This window comes from Pseudomonas sp. B14(2017), from assembly GCF_002113255.1.
GTDB classification, from domain to species: domain Bacteria; phylum Pseudomonadota; class Gammaproteobacteria; order Pseudomonadales; family Pseudomonadaceae; genus Aquipseudomonas; species Aquipseudomonas putida_Z.
Genome location: NZ_NEJY01000016.1, coordinates 97,896 through 118,554 on the forward strand (window position 1 = coordinate 97,896; position 20,659 = coordinate 118,554).

The 20,659-nt window shown below is 65.3% G+C and carries 18 protein-coding genes; 12 read left to right on the plus strand and 6 right to left on the minus strand.

Annotated elements, in window-relative coordinates; genetic code table 11:
* Window positions 1–54 precede the first annotated feature (54 nt).
* The 3 genes from CAG34_RS17630 to CAG34_RS17640 all read right to left on the minus strand — a co-directional run bounded on the left by CAG34_RS17630 (window position 55) and on the right by CAG34_RS17640 (window position 4,078).
* The gene (locus tag CAG34_RS17630; RefSeq protein ID WP_085591525.1) at window positions 55–1,335 is read right to left on the minus strand and encodes a serine/threonine transporter; all 1,281 of its coding nucleotides are present in this window, start codon (window positions 1,333–1,335) and stop codon (window positions 55–57) included.
* Window positions 1,336–1,630: 295 nt separating this feature from the next.
* Window positions 1,631–2,827 carry an amino acid aminotransferase gene (locus CAG34_RS17635; RefSeq protein ID WP_085591527.1) on the minus strand — a complete coding sequence of 399 codons (1,197 nt, stop codon included), beginning with the start codon at window positions 2,825–2,827 and terminating at the stop codon, window positions 1,631–1,633.
* A gap of 225 nt (window positions 2,828–3,052) precedes the next feature.
* Window positions 3,053–4,078, minus strand: coding sequence for an Ldh family oxidoreductase (locus CAG34_RS17640; protein WP_085591529.1), 1,026 nt, complete (start codon window positions 4,076–4,078; stop codon window positions 3,053–3,055).
* Window positions 4,079–4,221: 143 nt separating this feature from the next.
* On the opposite strand from CAG34_RS17640, the gene CAG34_RS17645 reads away from it, so the two are divergent.
* From CAG34_RS17645 to CAG34_RS17700, 11 genes are all read left to right on the plus strand, one after another.
* Complete coding sequence (locus CAG34_RS17645; protein ID WP_085591531.1) at window positions 4,222–5,094, plus strand: MurR/RpiR family transcriptional regulator; 873 nt, start codon at window positions 4,222–4,224, stop codon at window positions 5,092–5,094.
* Between the two features lie 22 nt (window positions 5,095–5,116).
* Window positions 5,117–5,869 (plus strand): transporter substrate-binding domain-containing protein, encoded by a 753-nt coding sequence (locus tag CAG34_RS17650; protein WP_085591534.1) that lies wholly within the window; start codon window positions 5,117–5,119, stop codon window positions 5,867–5,869.
* 145 nt (window positions 5,870–6,014) lie between these two features.
* Window positions 6,015–6,734: an ABC transporter permease gene (locus tag CAG34_RS17655; RefSeq protein WP_085591536.1), complete on the plus strand. Its 720-nt coding sequence runs from the start codon at window positions 6,015–6,017 to the stop codon at window positions 6,732–6,734.
* Window positions 6,731–7,441, plus strand: a complete 711-nt coding sequence (locus CAG34_RS17660) for an ABC transporter permease (RefSeq protein WP_085591538.1) — start codon at window positions 6,731–6,733, stop codon at window positions 7,439–7,441. The genes CAG34_RS17655 and CAG34_RS17660 overlap by 4 nt, the downstream gene beginning before the upstream one ends.
* Window positions 7,442–7,457: 16 nt before the next feature.
* Window positions 7,458–8,702: an FAD-binding oxidoreductase gene (locus tag CAG34_RS17665; RefSeq protein WP_085591540.1), complete on the plus strand. Its 1,245-nt coding sequence runs from the start codon at window positions 7,458–7,460 to the stop codon at window positions 8,700–8,702.
* A 22-nt stretch (window positions 8,703–8,724) separates the two neighbouring features.
* Window positions 8,725–9,507: an amino acid ABC transporter ATP-binding protein gene (locus CAG34_RS17670; protein WP_025338831.1), complete on the plus strand. Its 783-nt coding sequence runs from the start codon at window positions 8,725–8,727 to the stop codon at window positions 9,505–9,507.
* 420 nt (window positions 9,508–9,927) lie between these two features.
* Window positions 9,928–10,737, plus strand: a complete 810-nt coding sequence (locus CAG34_RS17675) for a gamma-glutamyl-gamma-aminobutyrate hydrolase family protein (protein WP_085591542.1) — start codon at window positions 9,928–9,930, stop codon at window positions 10,735–10,737.
* A 415-nt stretch (window positions 10,738–11,152) separates the two neighbouring features.
* Entirely contained in the window at window positions 11,153–12,064 is a 912-nt protein-coding gene (kdgD, locus tag CAG34_RS17680) for a 5-dehydro-4-deoxyglucarate dehydratase (protein ID WP_025338830.1), read from the plus strand.
* A gap of 104 nt (window positions 12,065–12,168) precedes the next feature.
* Window positions 12,169–13,530 carry an MFS transporter gene (locus CAG34_RS17685; protein WP_085591544.1) on the plus strand — a complete coding sequence of 454 codons (1,362 nt, stop codon included), beginning with the start codon at window positions 12,169–12,171 and terminating at the stop codon, window positions 13,528–13,530.
* A gap of 77 nt (window positions 13,531–13,607) precedes the next feature.
* Window positions 13,608–15,161, plus strand: coding sequence for a galactarate dehydratase (gene garD, locus CAG34_RS17690; protein WP_025338828.1), 1,554 nt, complete (start codon window positions 13,608–13,610; stop codon window positions 15,159–15,161).
* Between the two features lie 165 nt (window positions 15,162–15,326).
* A complete protein-coding gene (locus CAG34_RS17700; protein ID WP_085591546.1) occupies window positions 15,327–16,907 on the plus strand; it encodes an aldehyde dehydrogenase (NADP(+)) in 1,581 nt (526 codons plus the stop codon).
* Between the two features lie 169 nt (window positions 16,908–17,076).
* On the opposite strand, the gene CAG34_RS17705 is transcribed toward CAG34_RS17700, so the two are convergent.
* The gene (locus tag CAG34_RS17705) at window positions 17,077–17,826 is read right to left on the minus strand and encodes a FadR/GntR family transcriptional regulator (protein WP_024087290.1); all 750 of its coding nucleotides are present in this window, start codon (window positions 17,824–17,826) and stop codon (window positions 17,077–17,079) included.
* 203 nt (window positions 17,827–18,029) lie between these two features.
* Between CAG34_RS17705 and CAG34_RS17710 the strand changes: the two genes are divergently transcribed.
* The gene (locus CAG34_RS17710) at window positions 18,030–18,359 is read left to right on the plus strand and encodes a hypothetical protein (RefSeq protein ID WP_023660807.1); all 330 of its coding nucleotides are present in this window, start codon (window positions 18,030–18,032) and stop codon (window positions 18,357–18,359) included.
* A gap of 171 nt (window positions 18,360–18,530) precedes the next feature.
* Here the strand turns inward: CAG34_RS17710 and CAG34_RS17715 are convergent, their stop codons facing one another.
* Window positions 18,531–19,451, minus strand: coding sequence for a LysR family transcriptional regulator (locus tag CAG34_RS17715; RefSeq protein WP_085591548.1), 921 nt, complete (start codon window positions 19,449–19,451; stop codon window positions 18,531–18,533).
* A 41-nt stretch (window positions 19,452–19,492) separates the two neighbouring features.
* Entirely contained in the window at window positions 19,493–20,467 is a 975-nt protein-coding gene (locus CAG34_RS17720; protein WP_085591550.1) for a quinone oxidoreductase, read from the minus strand.
* Between the last annotated feature and the right edge of the window lie 192 nt (window positions 20,468–20,659).

Here is a 20,659-nt window from a genome sequence, read left to right on the forward strand (position 1 = left end):
AAAAATGCCCGGGTGGCAACAAGCGACCCGGGCATTACTGTTGCAGATGGCGCATCAGCCCAGCAGGCCGTATACCACCGAGGTCAGCGCAACCAGGCCGACTACCACCACGAACACGTTGGAGGCAGCACCGCTGTACTTGCGCATGGATGGCACGCGGCGAATGGCGTACATCGGCATCAGGAACAGCAGCACCGCGAGGATCGGGCCACCGAGCGACTCGATCATGCCGAGGATGCTTGGGTTGAGGGTGGCGACGATCCAGCACACCACCAGCATCAGCGCGGCGACCACGCGGTCCAGGACCTTGGCGCTCGGGCGAGCACCGGCCTTGGTGATGATGCCCTTCAGGCCTTCGCTGGCGCCGATGTAGTGGCCGAGGAACGACTTGGCGATGGCCACGAAGGCGATCAGCGGTGCAGCGAACGCGATGGTCGGGTTGCTGAAGTGGTTGGCCAGGTACGACAGGATCGACAGGTTCTGCGCCTTGGCCTCGGCCAGCTGGGCGCTGCTCAGGGTGAGCACGCAGCTGAACACGAAGAACAGCACCATCACCACCATCAGCAGGTGGGCACGGCGCAGGATCTGGCCGCTACGCTCATCGGCATGCTCGCCGTAGCGGCGCTTCTGGTCGACGGCAAAGGCGGAGATGATCGGCGAGTGGTTGAACGAGAACACCATCACCGGAATTGCCAGCCACAGGGTGTGCAGGAAGGCCGAGGCCGGTGGCACCTGGGTGGCGCTGTCGAGAATGCCACCGGTCCAGTGCGGCACCAGGTACAGGCCCAGCAATGCCAGGGCGACGATGAACGGGTAGACCAGCAGGCTCATGACCTTGACCGTGGCCTGCTCCCCGCAGCGCACGATGGCCAGCAGGCCGAGGATCAGCACGAACGACAGGATGGCCCGTGGCGGCGGCTGCATGTGCAGCTGGTGCTCCATGAAGCTGGACACGGTGTTGGTCAGCGCCACGCTATAGATAAGCAGGATCGGGAAGATCGCGAAGAAGTACAGCACGGTGATCGAGGCGCCGGCGGTAATACCGAAGTGTTCCTTGACCACTTCGGTGATATCGCCGTCATTGCGCCCGGAAAGGACGAAACGGGTCAGCCCGCGGTGAGCGAAATAGGTCATCGGGAAGGCCAGTATGGCCAGGATCAGCAACGGCCAGAAGCCGCCAAGGCCGGCGTTGATCGGCAGGAACAGGGTTCCGGCGCCGATCGCTGTGCCGAACAGGCCCAGCATCCAGGTGGTGTCGTGACGCGACCAGCTGCCGAGGGTGGCGGGGGTCGATTCTGCAAAGCGTTGTTCAACGCTTGGGGCCTGCTCATTCATTCCGGGTGAAGCTCCACTCGCAAGACTGCAACAGGCTGAGAATGGCGAAATAGACGTTTCGCCCAACTCAACCGAAAAAGGGAGCGCGATTGTGCACGGAAAGGTTGCACTTGCGAAGCCCTTTTCCGAGGAGCGGTTGCACTTGTCTTTACAAGCGGATTGCAACCAGAGGCTGCATGCAGCCTGATCGCCGGCAAGCCGGCTCCCACACCGACCGCGCAGTGCTTGAGCCTTGCGCTATCTCTGTGGGAGCCGGCTTGCCGGCGAAAGGGCCGCAAAGCGGCCTTGTGCGGTGTTACTTCTGGACGGCGGCGAAGGCTTCGGCAACCCGTTGCAGGTTGGCCGGGCGCAGGCCGGACATGCATACGCGGCCGCTGTCGATCAGGTACACGCCGAACTCGTCACGCAGGCGGCGCACCTGCTCGACGCTGAAGCCGGTGTAGCTGAACATGCCACGCTGGCGCAGGAAGAACTGGAAGTCCTGGCCTGGCAGCAGCACTGCCAGGGCATCGACCAGCGCCTGGCGCATGTCGAGGATACGTTTGCGCATCACTTCGACTTCCTCGGCCCACTGGGCATTGAGGGCGGCATCGCCGAGCACGCCAGCAACCAGCTGGGCGCCGAAGTTGGGCGGGCTGGAGTAGTTGCGGCGCACGGTAGCCTTGAGCTGGCCGAGCACGCTCTGGGCAGTGGCGTCATCGTCGCAGACCACCGACAGGCCGCCGACACGCTCGCCGTACAGCGAGAAGATCTTCGAGAACGAGTTGCTGACCAGGCACGGCACGCCGGCGCGGGCCATTTCACGGATGGCGTAGGCGTCTTCCACCAGGCCTTCGGCGAAGCCCTGGTAGGCGATGTCGAGGAACGGGATCAGCTGGCGTGCCTTGACCACTTCAACCACCTGTTGCCACTGGTGCTGTTCCAGGTCGGCGCCGGTGGGGTTGTGGCAGCACGGGTGCAGCAGCACCACGCTGTTGGCCGGCAGGGTCTGCAGGGTGGCCAGCATGCCGTCGAAGTCCACGCCGCGGGTGGCCTGGTCGAAGTACGGGTAGGTGTGCACCTTGAAGCCGGCGCCTTCGAAGATGGCGCGGTGGTTGTCCCAGGTCGGGTTGCTGACCCAGACTTCGGACTGCGGGAAGTAGCGCTTGAGGAAGTCGGCACCGACCTTGAGGGCGCCGGAACCACCCACGGTCTGCACGGTGGCCACGCGCCCGCCGGTCACGGCTGGGTGATCGGCACCGAACAGCAGTGCCTGGATCGCCTGGCGGTAGCTGGCCAGGCCTTCCATCGGCAGGTACAGCGAGGCTTCGTGGCCCTGGCCGGCGATGCGTTTTTCCACCGCATCCACAGCCGCCAGTTGCGGCACCACGCCGGCCTCATCGTAGTACAGGCCGATACTCAGGTTGACCTTGTCGGCGCGCGGGTCGGCCTTGAAGGTTTCCATCAACGAGAGGATCGGGTCGCCGGCATAGGCATCGACATGTTTGAACACAGCGTGCAGCTCCTTGGATCAGGACAGTTCGAAAAGGCAGCCCTGAGCATACCCGGAGTGCGGGCTCAGGAACATCAACTATTGTGCAAGGTTGTCTATGCAACATTGCATGGCTGAGGATTGGCGCTGGATTCTTCGCGGGCATGCCCGCTCCCACAGGTACTGCACAGGTCTCAAGGGCGGTGATACCACTGTGGGAGCGGGCGCGCCCGCGAAGAGGCCGGGTCAGCCAAGCAGCTCTTTCAGGCCTTGCAACTCCTGCTCGGTCACCGCCACCCCCTCCTCCTCGGCCACCTCGCGCTCGCGGTAACGCCGCTCGCCCGGCATGCGCGTCAGCCCTACGGCCTGCATCTGCTCGACCAGTTCGCGGCTGCGCTGGGCAAACCGCTCGCCCTCGGCCTTGTTCGGGTCGATGACAATGATCAGCTGCCCGGTCCACGGCGTCTTCGCCCCCGGGTGCCCCGACCAGTCGAACTCCCAGGAAAAATGCCCGCCGGTCAGCGCCGCCGCCAGCAACTCGACCATCATCGACAAGGCCGAGCCCTTGTGCCCGCCAAATGGCAGCAAGGCGCCGCCTTCCAGAATCGCCTTGGGGTCGGTGGTCGGCTCACCATTGGCATCCACCCCCATGCCCTGCGGCAATTGCTGACCAGCGCGCGCGGCAATCTGCACGTCGCCATGGGCCATGGCGCTGGTGGCCATGTCGAAGACGATCGGGTCATGTTCGGCGCAAGGTGCGGCAAAGGCGATGGGGTTGGTGCCGAACAGCGGCTTGCGGGCGCCGTGCGGCACCACGCAGGTCATGCTGTTGACCACGCTCAGGGCTACCAGGCCTTCGTCGGCGAATGGCTCCACATCCGGCCACAGCGCGGCGAAGTGGTGCGAGTTGTGGATCGCCAGCACGGCGATACCAGCATTGCGCGCCTTCGCCACCAGAAGTTCACGGGCCGCCGCCAGCGCCGGCTGGGCGAAGCCGCCTGCGGCATCGACGCGAACATAACCGGGCGCCACATCGCTGACCTTCGGCGTGGCCTGGCCGTCGACCCAGCCACTGGCCAATGTCGAAACATAGCCAGGCATGCGGAACACCCCATGGCTATGGGCACCATCGCGCTGGGCGCTGGCGCAGTTGTGGGCCAGCACCCGGGCCACGCTTTCGCTGCAGCCATGGCGCTGGAAGATGCTCTGCAACAGGACCTGCAGCTCGGTAAAAGGCACACGCACGACGGTGCTGGTGGAAGGTGCGGACATCTGAAGCTCCTTGTTGGAATTGGAATGGCTACAGCGTTGCAACGACAAAAACTTTCCTGCATGTGACAGCTATCTGTCAAATGTTGACTTGATGACAGAAAACAGCCATTTTCTTTCGCAAGCCTTACCCCTGGAGCCGCAGCATGAGCCAACCGATCAAGCAACGCCTGGAAAACAGCCTCGAAGGGGCCGCTGCTTCGGGCCGCAAGATCGCCAGCTACATGCTCGCCAACCTGCATGAACTGCCGTTCCAGACCTCGGCCAGCATTGCCGTCAAGCTGGGCGTCAGCGAATCCAGCGTTGGCCGTTTCTGCCGCTCATTGGGTTATGCCCATCTCAAGGCGTTGAAGCAAGACCTGCAGAACGACCTGGGCGATGGCCCGTGGCTGGTGGGCGACCGCCTGCAAGATTACCGCCAGAACCAGGACGCCAGCGACAACGCCGGCAGCCTGGAGCTGGAAATCGCCGCCCTGGTGCGCGTGCACGAGTATCGCCAGAGCAGCGCCTGGCACAGCGTCGCCCAGCGCCTGGCAAGCAAGCAGCGGGTGTTCATCGCCGGCTTCCAGACCGAGCGCGGCATTGCCATGTGCATGAGCCACCTGCTGCAGTACCTGCGCGATGGCGTGCAGCTGGTGGATATCAGTGCCGGGCACTTTGGCGAAGTATTGCTGGGCCGCGCCGAAGACAGCGCCCTGGTGGTGTTCGAAGCCCGCCGTTATTCCCGCCATGCCCTGCTGTTGTGCCAGAAGGCACGCGAGGCTGGCATTGCGGTCACCTTGGTGACCGACCCCTTCTGTGACTGGGCCGATGCCAACGCCGACGAGGTGTTCCGCATCCCCACCGAGTTCAACCTGTTCTGGGAGTCCACCTCGACCATGCTGTCGTGGGTGCACCTGATGGTCAACGAGGTCTGCAAGAAGCTCGGACCGGATGTTGAAAAACGCTTGGAAGCAACTGCCGCTCTACATAACGAATTCGTCGGCTACACCTCGTGGTCGACGGGAAAACAACAATAGCAAGAGTGCAATGAGGTGCGAGATGAACAAGACCATGGCCTTGGTGGGTGCGTGCGCCCTGCTGCTGTCGGGTGCCGCCAGTGCCGAAACCCTGCGCTTCGCCACCGAGGGCGCCTACCCGCCCTTCAACTATGTCGACGCCAATAACCAGTTGCACGGCTTCGACGTCGACATCACCCACGCCCTGTGCGAGCAGATGAAAGTCGAGTGCACGCTGGTGGCCCAGGACTGGGAAGGCATCATCCCGGCGCTGATGGCACGCAAGTACGACGCAGTGGTCGCGTCGATGATCAACACCGAAGAGCGGCGCAAGAAGATCGCCTTCACCGACCACTACTACCGCACCCCGCTGACCGTCGCCGTGGCCAAGGACAGCAAGATCAGCGACGCCCAGACCACCTTCGACGGCTACACCGTTGGCGCCCAGTCGTCCTCTACCCAGGCCATCTACGCCGAAGACGTCTACGCCAAGGCCGGTGCCGACGTGAAACTGTACCCGACCATGGACGAAGCCAACGCCGACCTGGCCGCCGGCCGCCTGGATGGTGTGATTGCCGACAAATTCCCACTGAACGAGTGGATGACCAAGAACGGCGGGGACTGCTGCAAGATCCTCGGCGACGTGGCCAACACCAAGGCCGATGCCGCCATTGCCGTGCGCAAGGACGACGAAGCCCTGCGCCAGCGCCTGAACACCGCGCTGCAGCAGATCGTCGCCAACGGTACCTACCAGAAGATCGCCAGCAAGTACTTCGCTTTCGATATCTACAACTGACCTTCAAGGCCTCATTGCCTGACCGGGCCTCATCGCCGGCAAGCCAGCTCCCACAGGTAACTCACTGACCTGAAGAACAGCGGTGTACCTGTGGGAGCTGGCTTGCCGGCGATGAGGCCGGTAAGGTCAACACAAGGTGTTCGTCATGCTCGATCAATTGTCCTTGCTGTCCTTCGCCAGTGGAGGCTGGGGCCAGGCGCTGCTGGCCGGCGCGCTGGTCACCGTTTCCCTGGCCCTGGCCTGCCTGCCCATCGGCCTGCCGCTGGGCCTGGTCGTCGCCCTTGCAGCACGCTCGCGCAAGCGCTTGCCGCGCGCCTGGGCCACCACCTTCTCCACCGTGTTCCGTGGCCTGCCCGAACTGCTGACGCTGCTGATCATCTATTACGGCTGCCAGATCGCCGCACAGAAGATCCTCGCAGCCATGGGCTACCAGGGTGAGTTCCTGATCAATACCTTCCTCGCCGCGATGATCGCCTTCAGCCTGGTGTTTGCCGCGTTCTCCAGCGAGATCTGGCTGGCAGCCTTCAAGACCCTGCCCAAGGGCCAACTGGAAGCCTGCTCGGCGCTGGGCCTGAGCAAGCGCACCGGCTTCTTCAAGGTACTGCTGCCACAACTGACCCGCATCGCCCTGCCCGGCCTGTCCAACAACTGGCTGTCGCTGCTCAAGGACACCTCGCTGGTCTCCACCATCTCGCTGGTCGACCTGATGCGCCAGACCAACCTGGCCGTCAGCGTGACCAAGGAGCCGATGTTCTTCTATGGCGTGGCCTGCCTGGGCTACCTGCTCTTCGCCGTCATTTCCGGGCGTGTGTTCGCCTTCATCGAACGGCGCAGCAACCGCCACCTGCAAGGAGCACGCGCATGAGCTTCGAACAACTGCTGGCGCTGGTCCTCGACCCCGACCTGCTGGACCGCTACGGCCCGCGCTTCCTCGATGGCCTGCTGGTAACGGCCAAGCTGGTGGCGATTTCCTTCAGCCTGGGTGCCGTGCTCGGCCTGTTGCTGGCCTTGGCGCGCATGTCGCGCAGCCTGCTGCTGCAGCGCATGGCCGCCGGCTACGTGTACTTCTTCCGCGGCTCGCCGCTGCTGGCCCAGCTGTTCCTGCTGTATTACGGCCTGGGCTCGCTCAAGGGCTTCTGGCAGGACGTCGGCCTGTGGTGGTTCTTCCGCGAGGCGTGGTTCTGCACCCTGCTGGCGTTCACTCTGAACACCGCCGCCTACCAGGCCGAGATCTTCCGCGGCAGCCTGATGGCCGTCGCCCCCGGCCAGCATGAGGCGGCGCGGGCGCTGAACCTGAAGCGCTCGACCACCTTCTTCAAGGTGATCCTGCCGCAGTCGCTGCTGGTGGCCATCGGCCCGCTGGGCAACGAACTGATCCTGATGATCAAGGCCAGCGCGATCGCCTCGCTGGTGACCATCTACGACCTGATGGGCGTGACCAAACTGGCCTTCTCGCGCAGTTTCGACTTCCAGATCTACCTGTGGGCCGCCGTGCTCTACCTGCTGATCGTCGAACTGGTGCGGCACCTGCTGAAACACCTGGAAGCCCGCCTGGGCCGCCACCTGAACTGACCGAAGGATACGTTCCATGCATTGCCAGACCCTTGTCCTCGGCGCCGGCATCGTCGGCGTCAGCACCGCGCTGCACCTGCAGGCCCGCGGGCGCCAGGTGATCCTGATCGACCGCGACGAACCGGGCAGCGGCACCAGCCACGGCAACGCCGGGCTGATCGAGCGCTCCAGCGTGATCCCCTATGCCTTCCCGCGGCAACTGGGCGCGCTGCTGCGCTACGGCCTGAACCGCCAGCCCGATGTGCGCTACAGCCTGCTGCACCTGCCCAAGGCCGCCCCCTGGCTGTGGCGCTACTGGCGCCAGTCGGCCCCCGGGCGCCTGGCCGGGGCCGCCGCCGACATGCTGCCGCTGGTGCAGCGCTGCGTCGAAGAGCACGACGCATTCATTGCTGCCGCCGGCCTGGAAGGGCTGGTGCAGGCCAAAGGCTGGATCGAAGTGTTCCGTGACCCGGCGCTGTTCGAGCAGGCCAAGGCCGACGCCAAGGGCCTGAGCCGTTATGGCCTGCAGTTCGAAATCCTCGAATGCGGGCAGTTGCAGGCCCGCGAGCACCAGCTGGACGCCAGCGTGGTCGGCGGCATTCACTGGCTCGACCCCAAGACCGTGAACAACCCCGGCGCCCTCACCCGCGGCTACGCCACCCTGTTCACGCAGCGCGGCGGGCAGTTCCTGCATGGCGATGCGCGCAGCCTGCGCCAGGTCGACGGCCAATGGCGGGTAGACAGCCGCCGCGGCCCGATCACCGCCAACGAGGTGGTGGCCTGCCTCGGCCCGCAGTCGGCTGACCTGTTCAGCGGCCTGGGCTACCAGATCCCGCTGGCGATCAAGCGTGGCTACCACATGCACTACAGCACCCGTGACGGCGCGCAACTGGAGCATTCCATCTGCGACACCCAGGGCGGCTACGTGCTGGCGCCAATGGCCCGCGGCGTGCGCCTGACCACCGGCATCGAGTTCGACGCCAGCAGCGCGCCGGGCAACCAGATCCAGCTGGGCCGCTGCGAAGCCCTGGCGCGCAAGCTGTTCCCGGCCCTGGGCGAGCGCCTGGACGACACCCCCTGGCTGGGCCGCCGCCCGTGCCTGCCCGACATGCGCCCGGTGATCGGCCCGGCGCCGCGCCACCCGGGGCTGTGGTTCAACTTCGGCCACGCCCACCACGGCCTCACCCTGGGCCCGGTCAGCGGCCGGCTGGTGGCCGAACTGGTCACCGGCGAACGCCCCTTCACCGACCCCGCGCCCTACAGCGCGACTCGTTTCGACTGAACCCCTGCGGGAGAACAACAAGATGACCGCACCACTGAGCCTTGCCACCCTTGCCCCCGAACCCGACCCACGCCCGGTGCTGATCCGCATCGAAGGCTTGAACAAGCACTACGGCGCGTTCCACGTGCTGCGCGACATCGACCTGCAGGTGCGCGAAGGCGAACGCATCGTGCTGTGCGGGCCGTCCGGCTCGGGCAAGTCGACCCTGATCCGCTGCATCAACCGCCTGGAAGTGGCCCAGCAGGGCAGCATCAAGGTGGATGGCATCGACCTGGCATCCACCACCCGCGAAGCGGCGCAGGTGCGCAGCGACATCGGCATGGTGTTCCAGCACTTCAACCTGTTCCCGCACATGAGCGTGCTCGACAACTGCCTGCTGGCCCCCACCAGCGTGCGCGGGTTGTCGCGCAAGGACGCCGAGGAGCGGGCGCGCATGTACCTGAGCAAGGTCGGTATTGAAAGCCAGGCGCACAAGTACCCCAGCCAGCTGTCCGGCGGCCAGCAGCAGCGCGTGGCGATTGCCCGGGCGCTGTGCATGAAGCCGCGGATCATGCTGTTCGACGAGCCCACCTCGGCGCTGGACCCGGAGATGGTCGCCGAGGTGCTGGATGTGCTGGTGCAGCTGGCTGGCACCGGCATGACCATGCTTTGCGTCACCCATGAAATGGGCTTTGCCCGCCAGGTGGCCGAGCGGGTGCTGTTCCTCGAGGGTGGGCAGATCATCGAAGACAGCCCGCCGCAGGTGTTCTTCAACCAGCCGCGTACCGAGCGGGCCAAGGGGTTCCTGGCGCAGATACTGCACTGACACCTGTTCCGGCCTTTTCGCGGGCTCGCCCGCTCCCACAGGATCACCTCGGCCTTCGGGACCGGTGATCAACCTGTGGGAGCGGGCATGCCCGCGAAGAGGCCGGAACAGGCGACACCTTCATTGCACCGCTGCAAAGACCCAACTGCATCGTTAAATATTATTGACCTTAACCCCCGCCAAACCCACGCCACCACAGGCCCGCATCGGTTTCAGCCCCCAAAAACCGGTACATTCCCGGCCATCAAGCCCTGCTCCGTCGTTTGACATATCGAACGGCTCTGGCAAGCTATCTACAAGCCCCGACCGGAATCGTCGCCTCCGACGAGCCGGCAGTGCTCGGGGCTACAGGTTGCACCCATGGCCCCGCGCCGTGCACCTGCACAACAACGACAGGCCGAACCTGTCCCAAGGTGACATATGTCCAACAGCAACATTGGCAACAAGCAACCCTCCCTGCGCAAACCCGTCGTCCTGATGACCATGGGCAGCCAAGAGCGCAAAGGCCATGACTACCAGGTCATGACCCACAAATACATCACCCCGCTGGTCGAGTTTTCCGATTGCGTCCCGGTGCTGGTGCCCACCTGCTGCGGCATCGAAGACCTCGAGACCTATCTGGACATGGCCGACGGCGTGTACCTGACCGGCGCCGGCAGCAACATCGACCCGGCCCTGTACGGCCAGGAAAACGAGACCCCCGGCAAAGGCCAGGACCAGAACCGCGACCTGTTCGACATCCCGCTGGTCAAGGCCGCGATCAAGCGTGGCCTGCCGATCTTCGGCATCTGCCGTGGCATGCAGGAAATCAACGTGGCCCTGGGTGGCGACATCTACCAGAAGGTGTACGCCGAGCCTGGCTTCAACGACCACCGGGAAAACCCGGAAGACCCGGTCGAGGTGCAATACGCCCAGGTGCACGGCGTGAAGATCAAGCCGGACAGCTGGCTGCGTGACACCCTGGGTACCGACGAGATTCGCGTCAACTCGCTGCATGGCCAAGGCCTGCACAAGCTCGGCGCCGGCATCGAGGCCATCGCCCACGCCGAAGACGGCCTGGTCGAGGCGATCCATGCCCCGAGCATCTCGCCGTTCCTGTTCGCCGTGCAGTGGCACCCGGAGTGGCAAGCGGCGAAGAACCCGGATTCGATCAAGATCTTCCAGGCTTTCGGCGACGCTTGCCGGGCCCAGGTACGCAAGGCGCAGATCAAGCGCCAGCAAGCTGCCTGACCCCAGTTTCCTCTGCTTTGATCGCGGGGCGGCGCAAGGCCGCCCCCGTTTTCCCCGGTCACCCTCTGCTGGTCCCAGAACACTTCCCGTGGAAACGGGCGGCGGGCTTGTGCCTGTCTCCGCGATCTTTTTTCCTACCCACAAGAGATACGATGACTGATCGCGGTTAGCCTGCCATCGTTGTCTCGTGCATCCATTGTTGTCGCCTGTGCCGGCCTCTTCGCGGGCATGCCCGCTCCCACAGGGACCGCGGTGCGCTTGTAGGAGCGGGCGTGCCGGCACAGGCAATAACATTCCTTCCGCCCCTCCACAAAAAAATCTCCCAAAGGGACTAGTCATCGTACAAGTTGTACGATAACTTACCTCCAACGCAAAACAACACCCTTCACCCAAGCGCCACAGGATGCCAACAACAATGACTCCACAAGAACTCAAATCCATCCTCTCCCACGGCCTGCTGTCTTTCCCGGTCACCGACTTCAATGCCCAGGGCGACTTCAACCCGGCTGGCTACGTCAAGCGCCTGGAATGGCTGGCCCCGTACGGCGCCAGCGCCCTGTTCGCCGCCGGCGGCACCGGTGAGTTCTTCTCCCTGGCTGCCAGCGAATACAGCCAGGTAATCAAGACCGCCGTCGACACCTGCGCCAAGTCGGTACCTATCCTCGCCGGCGTCGGTGGCTCCACCCGCCAGGCCATCGAATACGCGCAAGAAGCCGAGCGCCTGGGTGCCAAGGGCCTGCTGCTGCTGCCGCACTACCTGACCGAAGCCAGCCAGGAAGGTGTCGCCGCCCACGTCGAAGCAGTGTGCAAATCGGTAAACATCGGCGTAGTCGTCTACAACCGCAACGTCTGCCGCCTGAACGCCGACCTGCTGGAAAAACTGGCCGAGCGTTGCCCGAACCTGATCGGCTACAAGGACGGCCTGGGTGACATCGAGTTGATGGTGTCGATCCGTCGCCGCCTGGGCGACCGCTTCAGCTACCTGGGTGGCCTGCCGACCGCCGAGGTGTATGCTGCTGCCTACAAGGCCCTGGGCGTGCCGGTGTACTCCTCCGCCGTGTTCAACTTCGTGCCGAAGACCGCCATGGACTTCTACAACGCCATCGCCCGTGACGACCACGCCACCGTGGCCAAGCTGATCGACGACTTCTTCCTGCCGTACCTGGACATCCGCAACCGCAAGGCCGGCTACGCCGTGAGCATCGTCAAGGCCGGTGCCAGGATCGCCGGTTACGACGCCGGCCCGGTGCGTACTCCGCTTACCGACCTCACCGCCGACGAGTACGAAAAACTCGCCGCGCTGATGGACAAGATGGGCCCGCAGTAAGCGCCGCCCGCGGCCTGCCAGATGCCGCGCCCGGAGTGGGCCAGCCCCACTCCGGTTACAATTCGTGAGCCCGCACAAAAATAACTAGTGGGAGTACTACCAGCATGCAAGCGACGAAGAAGACGCATGTGCGCTACCTGATCCTGTTCATGCTGTTCCTGGTGACCACGATCAACTACGCTGACCGCGCCACCATTGCAATCGCGGGCTCCAGCCTGCAGAAAGACCTCGGCATCGATGCCGTGACCCTCGGCTACATCTTCTCCGCCTTCGGATGGGCATACGTGGCTGGCCAGATTCCTGGTGGCTGGCTGCTCGACCGCTTCGGTTCCAAGAACGTCTACGCCTTCAGCATCTTCACCTGGTCGCTGTTCACCCTGCTGCAGGGCTTTGTCGGTGGCCTGCCGGTGGCCTGGGCGGTGGTGACACTGTTCACCCTGCGCTTTCTGGTCGGTTTTGCCGAAGCCCCGTCGTTCCCGGGCAATGCACGCATCGTCGCGGCCTGGTTCCCGACCCAGGAACGCGGCACCGCCTCGGCCATCTTCAACTCGGCGCAGTACTTCGCCACCGCACTGTTCGCACCGATCATGGGCTGGATCGTATTCAGCTTCGGCTGGGAGCACGTGTTCGTGGTCATGGGCGCACTGGGCATCGTGTTCTCCATGGTGTGGCTGAAGACCATCTACAACCCGCGCCAACACCCACGCATCAGCCCGGGTGAACTCGAGCACATCGAGCAGAACGGCGGCCTGGTGGACATGGACCAGAAGCGCGGCAACGACGGCCCGAAATGGGGCTACATCAAGCAACTGCTGACCAGCCGCATGCTGCTGGGCGTGTACCTGGGCCAATACTGCATCAACGCCATCACCTACTTCTTCCTCACCTGGTTCCCGGTGTACCTGGTGCAGGAGCGCGGCATGACCATCCTCAAGGCCGGCTTCATCGCCTCGCTGCCGGCGGTCTGCGGCTTCATCGGTGGTGTGCTGGGCGGGGTGATCTCCGACTGGCTGCTGCGCCGCGGCAACTCGCTGACCTTCTCGCGCAAGCTGCCGATCGTCTGCGGCCTGCTGCTGTCGACCACCATGGTGTTCTGCAACTACGTCGACGCCGAGTGGATGGTGGTCGGCTTCATGACCCTGGCGTTCTTCGGCAAAGGCATCGGCGCGCTGGGCTGGGCGGTGGTCGCCGACACCTCGCCGAAACAGATCGCCGGGCTGTCGGGCGGGCTGTTCAACACCTTCGGCAACATCGCCTCGATCACCACGCCGATCGTGATCGGCTACATCATCAGTGCCACCGGCTCGTTCAAGTGGGCCCTGGTGTATGTCGGCGCCAACGCCCTGGTGGCGGTGTTCAGCTACCTGGTGATCGTCGGCCCGATCAAGCGCATCGAGCTGCGTGAAAGCCCAAAGCCTGACGCCGAGCCAGTGGCCGGCGGCGAACTGGCCGGCTCGCGCCACTGAGTGAACACGCCCGCGTCGGCCAACCCGCCGCGGGCGGATGTACAAAAGCCTGAGAACCTGACAAGTAGGGCCCGAACATGCAGTTGATCGAACATTCCGACTCGCCCCGCTACGTCCGCCTGCACGACGACGACAATGTCGTGGTGGTGGTCAACGATGGCGGCCTGGGCGAAGGCGCCCGCTTCGCCGACGGCCTGACCCTGGTCGAAGGCGTGCCACAGAGCCACAAGGTGGCCACCGTAGCCATCGCCAAGGGCGAACCGGTGCGCCGCTACGGGCAGATCATCGGCTACGCGCTGGAAGACCTGCGCCAGGGCAGCTGGGTGCAGGAGAGCCAGCTGGCCATGCCGGCCGCGCCGGAGCTGGACAGCCTGCCACGCTGCGACGCCGTCCCGCAGCCGCTGCCGCCGCTCGAAGGCTTCACCTTCGAAGGCTACCGCAACGCCGACGGCACCGTCGGCACCCGCAACATCCTCGGCATCACCACCACCGTGCAGTGCGTGGCCGGCGTGCTGGAGCATGCGGTAAAGCGCATTCGCAGCGAGTTGCTGCCCAAGTACCCCAATGTCGATGACGTGGTGGCCATCACCCACAGCTATGGTTGCGGTGTGGCGATCAACGCGCGCGATGCCTACATCCCGATCCGCACGGTGCGCAACCTGGCGCGCAACCCCAACCTGGGCGGCGAGGCCCTGGTCATCAGCCTGGGCTGCGAAAAGCTGCAGGCCGGCCAGGTGATGCACGACAACGACCCGTCGGTGGACCTCAGCGACCCGTGGCTGTACCGCCTGCAGGACGCCAGCCTGGGCTTTGTGGAAATGATCGAACAGATCATGGAGCTGGCCGAGACCCGCCTGAAGAAACTCGACCAGCGCCGCCGCGAAAGCGTGCCGGCCAGCGAACTGATCCTGGGTATGCAGTGCGGGGGCAGCGATGCCTTCTCGGGCATCACCGCCAACCCGGCACTGGGCTACGCCGCCGACCTGTTGGTACGCGCCGGCGCCACCGTGCTGTTCTCGGAAGTGACCGAAGTGCGCGACGCCATCTACATGCTCACCTCGCGGGCGGAAAACCAGGAGGTCGCAGACGCCCTGGTGCGCGAAATGGACTGGTACGACCGCTACCTGCAGCAAGGCGCCGCCGACCGCAGCGCCAACACCACGCCGGGCAACAAGAAAGGCGGCTTGTCGAATATCGTCGAGAAGTCCCTGGGGTCGATCGTCAAGTCCGGTAGCGGCGCCATCCAGGGCGTGCTCGGCCCGGGCGAGCGGGTCAACCGCAAAGGCCTGATCTTCTGCGCCACCCCGGCCAGCGACTTTGTCTGCGGCACCCTGCAACTGGCTGCCGGCATGAACCTGCATGTGTTCACCACCGGCCGCGGCACCCCGTACGGCCTGGCCATGGCGCCGGTGGTCAAGGTATGCACCCGCAGCGAGCTGGCCCAGCGCTGGCCCGACCTGATCGACATCGACGCCGGGCGCATCGCCAGCGGCCGCTCGACCATCGAGGAGCTGGGCTGGGAGCTGTTCCACTACTACCTGGACGTGGCCAGCGGCCGCAAGCAGACCTGGGCCGAACAGCATCGCCTGCACAACGACATCACCCTGTTCAACCCGGCACCGATTACCTGATGACCCGGCTTCTCGACAGTGTCGCGATCCCTGTGGGAGCGGGCGAGCCCGCGAAGCAGGCAACCCGGTGTATGGCACCGGCTGCGCCGGTGTTCGCGGGCTCGCCCGCTCCCACAGGTCATGCGACAACCTGCCAGATTTTCTCTCAACCTACAGGAGCACCCCATGCCTGAAATCCTCGGCCACAACTTCATCGCCGGCCAGCGCAGCGCCGCTGGCCCGCAGCGCCTGCAGAGCCTGGACGCCAGCACCGGCGAGGCCCTGCCCTACAGCTTCGCCCAGGCCACCGAAAGCGAAGTGGACCAGGCCGCCAAGGCCGCGGCCGCCGCTTTCGCCGAATTCCGCCAGCTGGCCCCGGCGCGGCGCGCCGAATTCCTCGACGCCATCGCCGCCGAGCTGGACGAACTGGACGACGCTTTCGTCGCCATCGTCTGCCGTGAAACCGCCCTGCCCCCCGCCCGTATCCAGGGCGAGCGCGGCCGCACCAGCGGCCAGATGCGCCTGTTCGCCCAGGTGCTGCGCCGTGGTGACTTCCTCGGTGCGCGCATCGACCTGGCCCTGCCCGAGCGCCAGCCCCTGCCACGCGTGGACCTGCGCCAGATGCGCATCGGCGTCGGCCCGGTCGCCGTGTTCGGCGCCAGCAACTTCCCGCTGGCCTTCTCCACCGCCGGTGGCGATACCGCCGCGGCCCTGGCCGCCGGTTGCCCGGTGGTGTTCAAGGCCCACAGCGGCCACATGGCCACCGCCGACCTGGTCGGCTGCGCCATCCAGCGCGCCGCCGAGCGCACCGGCATGCCCAAGGGCGTGTTCAACATGGTGTTCGGTGGCGGCGTCGGCGAGTGGCTGGTCAAGCACCCGGCCATCCAGGCCGTCGGCTTCACCGGCTCGCTGAAAGGCGGTGACGCCCTGTGCCGCATGGCCGCCGAGCGCCCGCAGCCGATCCCGGTGTTCGCCGAGATGTCCAGCATCAACCCGGTCATCATCCTGCCGGGCGCCCTGGCCAAGCGTGGCGAAGCCATCGCCCGAGAACTGGCCGGTTCGGTGTGCCTGGGCGCAGGCCAGTTCTGCACCAACCCGGGCCTGGTGATCGGCCTGCAGTCGCCGCAGTACAGCCAACTGCTGGCCGAGCTTGGCCAGCACCTGAGCCAGCAGGCCGGCCAGACCATGCTCAACGCAGGTGGCCTGCGCAGCTACGTCGGTGGCCTGGAGCACCTGCACGCCCATGCTGGTATCGAGCACCTGGCCGGCCAGGCGCAGGCAGACAGCCAGGCGCGCGCCCAACTGTTCAAGGCCAATGCCCGCCTGCTGGTGGAGTCTGACCCGCTGCTGCAGGAAGAAGTGTTCGGCCCGACCACCGTTGCCGTGGAAGTGCAGGACAACGACCAGTTGCGCGCCGCCCTGCTCGGCCTGCGCGGCCAGCTGACCGCGACCCTGATCGGCGAGCCGGAAGACCTGCAGGCCTTCGCTTGGCTGGTGCCGCTGCTGGAGGAGAAAGTCGGGCGGATCCTGGTCAACGGCTACCCGACCGGTGTCGAGGTGTGTGATGCGATGGTGCACGGCGGGCCTTACCCGGCCACGTCGGATGCGCGCGGCACGTCGGTCGGCACCCTGGCCATCGACCGCTTCCTGCGCCCGGTGTGCTACCAGAACTACCCGCAGGCGCTGTTGCCTGAGGCACTGCGCGACGGCAACCCGCTTGGGCTGCGTCGTCTGGTGAATGGCCAGTGGAATGAGGGCGCGATCTGATCGCCCCTTGAAACCAGAAAGCCCCGCACATGGCGGGGCTTTTCTTTTGGCTGTACCGGCCTCTTCGCGGGCACGCCCGCTCCCACAGGTATTGCTGCACCCTCAAGATAAGGTGATCCCTGTGGGAGCGGGCGCGCCCGCGAAGAGGCCGGCACAAGCGACGAAGGCCTCAGGCCCCCTGCGCCTCGGCCTCTTCATGCGCCTGGCGCAAGCGCTCGCGGCTGTTGCTCAGGTGCATGCGCATGGCCATCTTCGCGCCTTCGCTATCACGCCGGGCGATGGCTTCGTAGATCGCCTCGTGCTCGTGCATCAGCCGGCTCATGTAGTGCGCCTGGTCATCGTGGGCCAGCCGCGCCGAGTTCAACCGGGTACGCGGGATGATGCTGGTGCCCAGGTGGTTGATGATGTCGGCGAAGTAGTGGTTGCCGCTGGCCTGGGCAATGCGCAGGTGGAACTGGAAATCCGCCGACACCGCATCCGTGGCGTGAGCAGCCCCTTCGTTGAGTTCGTCCAGCGCCGCACGCATGCCGGTCAGCTCTTCATCGCTGCGCCGCTGCGCCGCCAGGCCCGCCGATTCGATCTCCAGGGCAATGCGCAACTCCAGCACCGCCAATACTTCGCGCAGGGTGACCACGGTCGCCGGGTCGATACGGAAACCACCCGTGGCTGGCGCGTCCAGCACGAAGGTGCCAATGCCGTGGCGGGTCTCGACCTGCCCGGCGGCCTGCAGCCGCGAGATCGCTTCACGCACCACCGTGCGGCTGACACCCTCTTCGGCCATGATCTGCGATTCGGTCGGCAGCTTGTCGCCGCGCTTGAGCTGGCCGCTGCGAATGCGCTCGGTCAGCACCGTGACCAGTTCCTGGGCCAGACTGCGCGGCTTGCGCCGGGTCTTTGCCTGTACCTGCTGCTCTGTCATTGCCCTGTATTTCACCTTGAAAGACAGCGCTCATCATAGCGCAAGCAGTTGTACGATCACATACACGCAGTGCGGTATTTATTCGCTGGTTTGCACGCCACCAGTCGATTGCGAGCGACCATGGTCTGACGGCAAATTGCTGGCCCCCAGTGCCTGCTTGTGAAGGCAAACTTCGTTTTCCTTCAGATGCTTAGGACAGCAACATGCGAGTACTTCTAGCAACGATGGCAGGCTGCCTGCTGGCCACGCTCGCTTTCGGCGCCCAGGCACGGGCGCTGAGCCAGAACGATCGCCACACTTGCGGCTGGGGCGCGCAGATAGCCGCCGAGGCGCAGCAGGCCAAGCTTTCCGGGGTAACCCTGTATGCCACGCGCAAGAAGCTGCAGGCGCGCAAATTCCCCAAACCGTGGATGCGCATGACCGCCTTCGGCATTACCGAACAAACCTACAACAGCCGCTCGCGGCTCAAGCCTGCAGCGATCAAGCAGACCTATTACGAGCAATGCGTGCAGCATGCTGTAGCAAGGCGATAAAGCTCTGCAGGAGATTGCCCAGCCCTTTGGGGTACGCTGTGGGAGCGGGCGTGCCCGCGAATGCCACAACGCGGTGTATGGCACCGGCTCCGCCGGTGTTCGCGGCGGTTCGACGCCTCGACATGCCCGCTCCCACAGGTGCCCTGCTAATTCAATTGGTTATGTGCAATTCTATAGCCGCCATGGTGCGCCGGCCTCGAAGCGTGCTTCCAGCCACGCCTTGAAAGCCACCAGGGCGGCAGTGTTGAGGCGCGCGGTCGGCCTTACCAGGTAAATGCCTGCCGCCACATCCAGCTGCCATTGCGGCAGCACCCGCACCAAGCGCCCGGCGGCGAGGTCCTCGCCCATCAGCCAGTCCCCTCCCGCCAGGATGCCAACGCCACGCCGCGCCGCCTCCAGCAGGGCTTCGTTGTCATTGCTGCGCAGGCTGCCGGCAACCTTGACACTCACCTGCTGCCCACCACTCATCAGTCGCCATTCAGGAAAGCTTCGCAAGCCACTGAAACCCAAGCAATTGTGCCCAGCAAGATCCTCCGGTTGCCCAGGTGCGCCATGCCGGGCCAGGTACTCGGGCGACGCACACAGGATGCGCAGGTGATCGCACAGCTTCCTGGCCACCAGGCGGTTGTCAGCCAGCTCGCCAATGCGGATGGCGGCGTCGAAACCCTCGCCGATCAGGTCGACGAAACGATCGGCATACTCGGCCTCCACCATCACCTGCGGGTAGGCCAGCACGAAATCGGCCAGCATCCCGCTCAACCAGCGCCGGCCCATGGCTGCCGGCAATGCCAGGCGCAGGCGCCCACGTACCGTCGCCGCCCCCTCGGCCGCTTCCTGTTCGGCCTCGGCGATCAGCCGGTTGGCCTCGCGCACCTTGGCCACCAGCCGCTCGCCTTCATCGGTAAAGCGCAGTTGCCGCGTGCTGCGCTCCACCAGGCGAATGCCCAGGCGCACCTCCAGTGCACTCAGGCGCTTCGACAGCACCGTGGGGTGGCGCTCCAGCTGCCGCCCGGCAGCGGCAAACGAGCCCTGCTCGTGCAGCGCCAGCAAGGTGGCAAGTTCATCGGCGCGGCGGCTGTCGAAGGCATCCATGGCAAGGCTCGGCACAAGGCAGTAGTGGTGGAAGTCGGGTATCAGGCAGTAAGGACCAGCGCGCCCTCCGACTGCCCTTGCTCCAGGTCCCCGTGGGCCCTGGCCGCGTCGGCCAGCGGGTAGGCACGCCAGACCCGAGGCTGGATGATACCCTCGGCGACCGCCGCCAGCACATCGGCGGCGCGCTGCTGGTACTCGTCGACCGTGCGGGTGTGTGCTGCCAGCGAGGGCCGAGTCAGGTACAGCGAGCCCTTGGCGTTGAGCGTGGCAACCTCGATGGCCGCCGGCGCGCCGGAGGTGCCGCCGAACGACACCAGCAAGCCACGCACCCGCAGGCTGTCCAGCGAGGCTTGCAGCGACACCTTGCCGACACAGTCATAGGCCACGTCCACGCCCTGGCCCTGGGTCAGCTCGCGGACCTGGCCGGCCAAGGTTGCCGCGTCGAACACCAGCACATGGTGGCAACCCGCTGCCTGCGCCCTTGCCACACTCTGCGGGCGTGATACCACGCCGATCACCGTCGCCCCCAGGTGCCGCGCCCAAGGCGCCATCAGCTGGCCCAAGGCACCGGCGGCACCGTACAACAACACTTGGCTACCCGGGCCCACGGCATAGGTAGTCTTCAGCAAGTACTGCGCCGTGATGCCCTTGAACAGCACGGCGGCAGCGGCCTGGTCATCCAGCTGCGGCGGCAGCTTGACCAGGCGCTCGGCCGGGTACAGGCGGCCGCTGGCGTAACCGCCAACCGGGCCCATGGCATAGGCGACCCGGTCGCCCACCTGCACGTCATGTACCCCTTCGCCGACGGCAGCGACCCGCCCAGCCCCTTCCAGCCCCAGCCCGGAAGGCAAGTCCAGTGGGGCACCGCCCTTGCGCTGCAACAGGTCGAGCGGGTTGACACCCATGGCCGTCTGTTCCAGCCAGACCTGGCCGGGCCCTGGGGCTTGTGCTTGCAAGTGTTCAAGCTGCATGACATCGGCGGTGCCGGTGCTGTTGAGAACGATGCGGGTAGCCATGATCGAATCCTGTTGGATGGGTGTTCGAGTCAGGCTAATCAGGCGGGGAAAGTTGAACAATCAGGCGGAATGCAGATGATTTCTGCACCCCTTGCAGCAATTCGCTCAGTGCCTCAGCACCCGGTCAGCGCTACAGGCCGACGCTCGCCGGCAAAGAACAGCGGACGCAGGCGCACGCCGATCAGGTTGCCG

Excerpts from the sequence above, each read along its gene's own strand:
- CAG34_RS17630 (WP_085591525.1), bottom strand. The coding sequence starts at position 1,335 with ATGAATGAGCAGGCCCCAAGCGTTGAACAACGCTTTGCAGAATCGACC.
- CAG34_RS17640 (WP_085591529.1), bottom strand. The coding sequence starts at position 4,078 with ATGTCCGCACCTTCCACCAGCACCGTCGTGCGTGTGCCTTTTACCGAG.
- CAG34_RS17645 (WP_085591531.1), top strand. The coding sequence starts at position 4,222 with ATGAGCCAACCGATCAAGCAACGCCTGGAAAACAGCCTCGAAGGGGCC.
- CAG34_RS17650 (WP_085591534.1), top strand. The coding sequence starts at position 5,117 with ATGAACAAGACCATGGCCTTGGTGGGTGCGTGCGCCCTGCTGCTGTCG.
- CAG34_RS17655 (WP_085591536.1), top strand. The coding sequence starts at position 6,015 with ATGCTCGATCAATTGTCCTTGCTGTCCTTCGCCAGTGGAGGCTGGGGC.
- CAG34_RS17660 (WP_085591538.1), top strand. The coding sequence starts at position 6,731 with ATGAGCTTCGAACAACTGCTGGCGCTGGTCCTCGACCCCGACCTGCTG.
- CAG34_RS17665 (WP_085591540.1), top strand. The coding sequence starts at position 7,458 with ATGCATTGCCAGACCCTTGTCCTCGGCGCCGGCATCGTCGGCGTCAGC.
- CAG34_RS17670 (WP_025338831.1), top strand. The coding sequence starts at position 8,725 with ATGACCGCACCACTGAGCCTTGCCACCCTTGCCCCCGAACCCGACCCA.
- CAG34_RS17675 (WP_085591542.1), top strand. The coding sequence starts at position 9,928 with ATGTCCAACAGCAACATTGGCAACAAGCAACCCTCCCTGCGCAAACCC.
- kdgD (WP_025338830.1), top strand. The coding sequence starts at position 11,153 with ATGACTCCACAAGAACTCAAATCCATCCTCTCCCACGGCCTGCTGTCT.
- CAG34_RS17685 (WP_085591544.1), top strand. The coding sequence starts at position 12,169 with ATGCAAGCGACGAAGAAGACGCATGTGCGCTACCTGATCCTGTTCATG.
- garD (WP_025338828.1), top strand. The coding sequence starts at position 13,608 with ATGCAGTTGATCGAACATTCCGACTCGCCCCGCTACGTCCGCCTGCAC.
- CAG34_RS17700 (WP_085591546.1), top strand. The coding sequence starts at position 15,327 with ATGCCTGAAATCCTCGGCCACAACTTCATCGCCGGCCAGCGCAGCGCC.
- CAG34_RS17705 (WP_024087290.1), bottom strand. The coding sequence starts at position 17,826 with ATGACAGAGCAGCAGGTACAGGCAAAGACCCGGCGCAAGCCGCGCAGT.
- CAG34_RS17710 (WP_023660807.1), top strand. The coding sequence starts at position 18,030 with ATGCGAGTACTTCTAGCAACGATGGCAGGCTGCCTGCTGGCCACGCTC.
- CAG34_RS17715 (WP_085591548.1), bottom strand. The coding sequence starts at position 19,451 with ATGGATGCCTTCGACAGCCGCCGCGCCGATGAACTTGCCACCTTGCTG.
- CAG34_RS17720 (WP_085591550.1), bottom strand. The coding sequence starts at position 20,467 with ATGGCTACCCGCATCGTTCTCAACAGCACCGGCACCGCCGATGTCATG.